Origin of the sequence: Streptomyces sp. NPDC048291 (assembly GCF_043201715.1) — a bacterium.
Taxonomy (GTDB): Bacteria; Actinomycetota; Actinomycetes; order Streptomycetales; family Streptomycetaceae; genus Streptomyces.
Map to the genome: position 1 here is coordinate 1 of NZ_JBICZC010000038.1, position 3,801 is coordinate 3,801.

1 protein-coding gene and 2 rRNA genes are annotated in these 3,801 nt (G+C 55.0%); 1 reads left to right on the forward strand and 2 read right to left on the reverse strand.

What is annotated here, in order from left to right:
• Nucleotides 1-316: hypothetical protein (locus ACGF5O_RS48945; RefSeq protein WP_393816429.1), on the forward strand; the 316-nt coding region annotated here is incomplete at its 5' end.
• A 566-nt stretch (nucleotides 317-882) separates the two neighbouring features.
• Here the strand turns inward: ACGF5O_RS48945 and rrf are convergent.
• Together rrf and ACGF5O_RS48955 are read right to left on the reverse strand one after the other, a co-directional pair.
• Nucleotides 883-995, reverse strand: a 5S ribosomal RNA gene (gene rrf / locus ACGF5O_RS48950).
• A 154-nt stretch (nucleotides 996-1,149) separates the two neighbouring features.
• A 23S ribosomal RNA gene (locus ACGF5O_RS48955) occupies nucleotides 1,150-3,801 on the reverse strand; the annotation flags it as partial.

The following is a 3,801-nucleotide window of genomic DNA, read 5'->3' on the forward strand; positions in this document are numbered from 1 at the left end:
GATGGCTCCGTACTTCGCGATCCGAGTACCGCATGCACGGTGCGATCGGCCGGCGTCGACGCCGGCGGCACACACGTCGCGTTCATGGGCGAAGGGCGTGACTGCTTTGGCCGCACGACCAATTCACTCGAAGAAGTATGTGTTGCGCGATGGGCAGCCCGTGCTCGCCCAAAAGAACAGCACGGATTTCCGGTGCTATCCGGTCGATGAACTCGCGGACGCGCAGCTCGCGCTACGCCTCGATTTTTGGCTCCCACTGGTTACGTGTGTCCGTTTCCTCGAATGCGTCGACTTGAGCGAAGATGCAAGGAATTGAGACGCGAACAACTCTGGATAACCTCACGATGCCATCCCGGGCGCATCCGTCTTCATTCGCTCGATGGGGAAACAGTCGCTCAGCGCTCGCGGCAAGAACACGTCCAGAACGTCCGATAGAGGCACCCCGTTACCCGGGTCTTGCTGACGGTTCACGCGGTAACGGAGGTCGCGGAACATGTTCGATCGGCACGGAATCGCAATGGTGATTTTAGGGCGTGGATGAGCTCAATACGCCGATGAACGACGCCCGATAGCCGGCAATCGAAAAGTTGGCGATGCCACATCGGGCTACATCCCGCGATGCTCAAATCTACGCGGAGAGGTGCAGCGGAAGGGCGGATGTTTGAATGTGGGCTTCGGCCAGCGCCCGCCACGAGTGCGGCGCCAGCTCGATCGATTTGATCAGCGGCGCAGAGCTGTGAATTGCTCGAGAACGGCAGACGCCTAGATCGGCGCGTTCGGCGCCCCGGCTCCAGGCAGGCCGCCCGCCTCGATCCCTTGTGCATTTCCGCCGCGCCAATGCAAAAACCCCCGCCTTTCGGGCGGGGGTTTCTGGCTTAGGGAGCCTGACGATTACCTACTTTCACACGGGAATCCGCACTATCATCGGCGTAGAGTCGTTTCACGGTCCTGTTCGGGATGGGAAGGGGTGGGACCGACTCGCTATGGTCATCAGGCAAAGAGGGTTGTTGCGCTGGCTTCGCAGCACAACCAATCCTGGAAGAAGCAGTAATCTTGAGTTGTGTGTATCACACACGAGAATCCAACTTGTCGCTTTGGATCGCAGCCGGTGCTGTCGCACGGCGCCGATCTACAAGGCAGACTTGTTATAGGATCAAGCCTTACGGGCAATTAGTATCAGTTAGCTGAACGCATTACTGCGCTTACACACCTGACCTATCAACGTCCTGGTCTCGAACGACCCTTCAAGGGGATCTAGTCCCCAGGGATATCTCATCTTAAGGCGAGTTTCCCGCTTAGATGCTTTCAGCGGTTATCTCTTCCGAACATAGCTACCCGGCGATGCCACTGGCGTGACAACCGGTACACCAGAGGTTCGTCCACTCCGGTCCTCTCGTACTAGGAGCAGCCCCCTTCAAATATCCAACGCCCACGGCAGATAGGGACCAAACTGTCTCACGACGTTTTAAACCCAGCTCACGTACCTCTTTAAATGGCGAACAGCCATACCCTTGGGACCGGCTACAGCCCCAGGATGAGATGAGCCGACATCGAGGTGCCAAACACCGCCGTCGATATGAACTCTTGGGCGGTATCAGCCTGTTATCCCCAGAGTACCTTTTATCCGTTGAGCGATGGCCCTTCCATACAGAACCACCGGATCACTATGACCTGCTTTCGCACCTGCTCGACTTGTCGGTCTCGCAGTTAAGCACGCTTATGCCATTGCACTATCAGCACGATTTCCGACCGTACCTAGCGTACCTTCGTACTCCTCCGTTACGCTTTGGGAGGAGACCGCCCCAGTCAAACTGCCTACCATGCACTGTCCCCGACCCGGATCACGGGCCAAGGTTAGAACCTCAAACAAACCAGGGTGGTATTTCAAGGACGGCTCCACCGAAACTAGCGTTCCGGTTTCATAGCCTCCCACCTATCCTACACAGATCGGTTCAAAGTCCAATGCAAAGCTACAGTAAAGGTTCATGGGGTCTTTCCGTCTAGCCGCGGGTAGATTGCATCATCACAAACACTTCAACTTCGCTGAGTCTCGGGAGGAGACAGTGTGGCCATCGTTACGCCATTCGTGCAGGTCGGAACTTACCCGACAAGGAATTTCGCTACCTTAGGACCGTTATAGTTACGGCCGCCGTTTACCGGGACTTCAATCAAGAGCTTGCACCCCATCATTTAATCTTCCGGCACCGGGCAGGCGTCACACCCTATACGTCCACTTTCGTGTTTGCAGAGTGCTGTGTTTTTATTAAACAGTCGCAGCCACCAGTTTATTGCAACCCCTTCACCCTTCTGGCGCAAGCCAGTCAAGCTACAAGGGCGTACCTTATCCCGAAGTTACGGTACCAATTTGCCGAGTTCCTTCTCCCGAGTTCTCTCAAGCGCCTTAGAATACTCATCTCGCCCACCTGTGTCGGTTTGCGGTACGGTCATCGTTAGACTGAAGCTTAGAGGCTTTTCTTGGAACCACTTCCAATTGCTTCGCTCCCTAAGGAGCTCGCGCCACACCCTTGAATTCCGCACCCGGATTTGCCTAAGTGCCTTCTCCAATGCAGCGACCGGGACTTCCAACACCCGGACAACCTTCCGCGATCCGTCCCCCCATCGCATCTAACAATGGTGCAGGAATATTGACCTGCTTCCCATCAGCTACGCATTTCTGCCTCGCCTTAGGGGCCGACTCACCCTACGCCGATGAACGTTGCGTAGGAAACCTTGGGCTTACGGCGAGGGGGCCTTTCACCCCCTTTATCGCTACTCATGTCAGCATTCGCACTTCCGATACCTCCAGCACCCTTTACAAGGCACCTTCGCAGGCTTACGGAACGCTCTCCTACCATGCGTGCTAAGCACGCATCCGCAGCTTCGGTATATAGCTTAGCCCCGTTACATCTTCCGCGCAGGACGACTCGATCAGTGAGCTATTACGCTTTCTTTAAAGGGTGGCTGCTTCTAAGCCAACCTCCTGACTGTTTTAGCCTTCCCACTTCGTTTCCCACTTAGCTATATTTGGGGACCTTAGCTGGCGGTCTGGGTTGTTTCCCTCTTGACACCGGACGTTAGCACCCGATGTCTGTCTCCCGTGATTGCACTCTTCGGTATTCGGAGTTTGCTATGGCGGGGTAATCTGCAATAGACCCCCCAACCATGACAGTGCTCTACCCCCGAAGGTGAGACACGAGGCACTACCTAAATAGTTTTCGGAGAGAACCAGCTATTTCCAGGTTTGTTTAGCCTTTCACCCCTATCCACAGCTCATCCCCTAACTTTTCAACGTTAGTGGGTTCGGACCTCCAGTACGTGTTACCGCACCTTCATCCTGGCCATGGATAGATCACCTGGTTTCGGGTCTACGCCCAGCAACTGAACGCCCTATTCGGACTCGCTTTCGCTACGCCTGCCCTATACGGTTAAGCTTGCTACTGAACGTAAGTCGCTGACCCATTATACAAAAGGTACGCCGTCACCCCTTACGAGGCTCCGACTGTTTGTATGCATGCGGTTTCAGGATCTATTTCACTCCCCTCCCGGGGTTCTTTTCGCCTTTCCCTCACGGTACTGGTTCACTATCGGTCGATCACGAGTATTTAGCCTTGGAGGATGGTCCCCCCATCTTCAGACAGGATTTCACGTGTCCCGCCCTACTTGTCGCACACCTAGTTCTTTCATACTGTTTTCGCCTACAGGGCTATCACCTGCTATGGCCGCACTTTCCAGAGCGTTCGGCTAACAATACAAATAAAGAGTGCAAGGCTCATCCCATTTCGCTCGCCACTACTTTGGGAA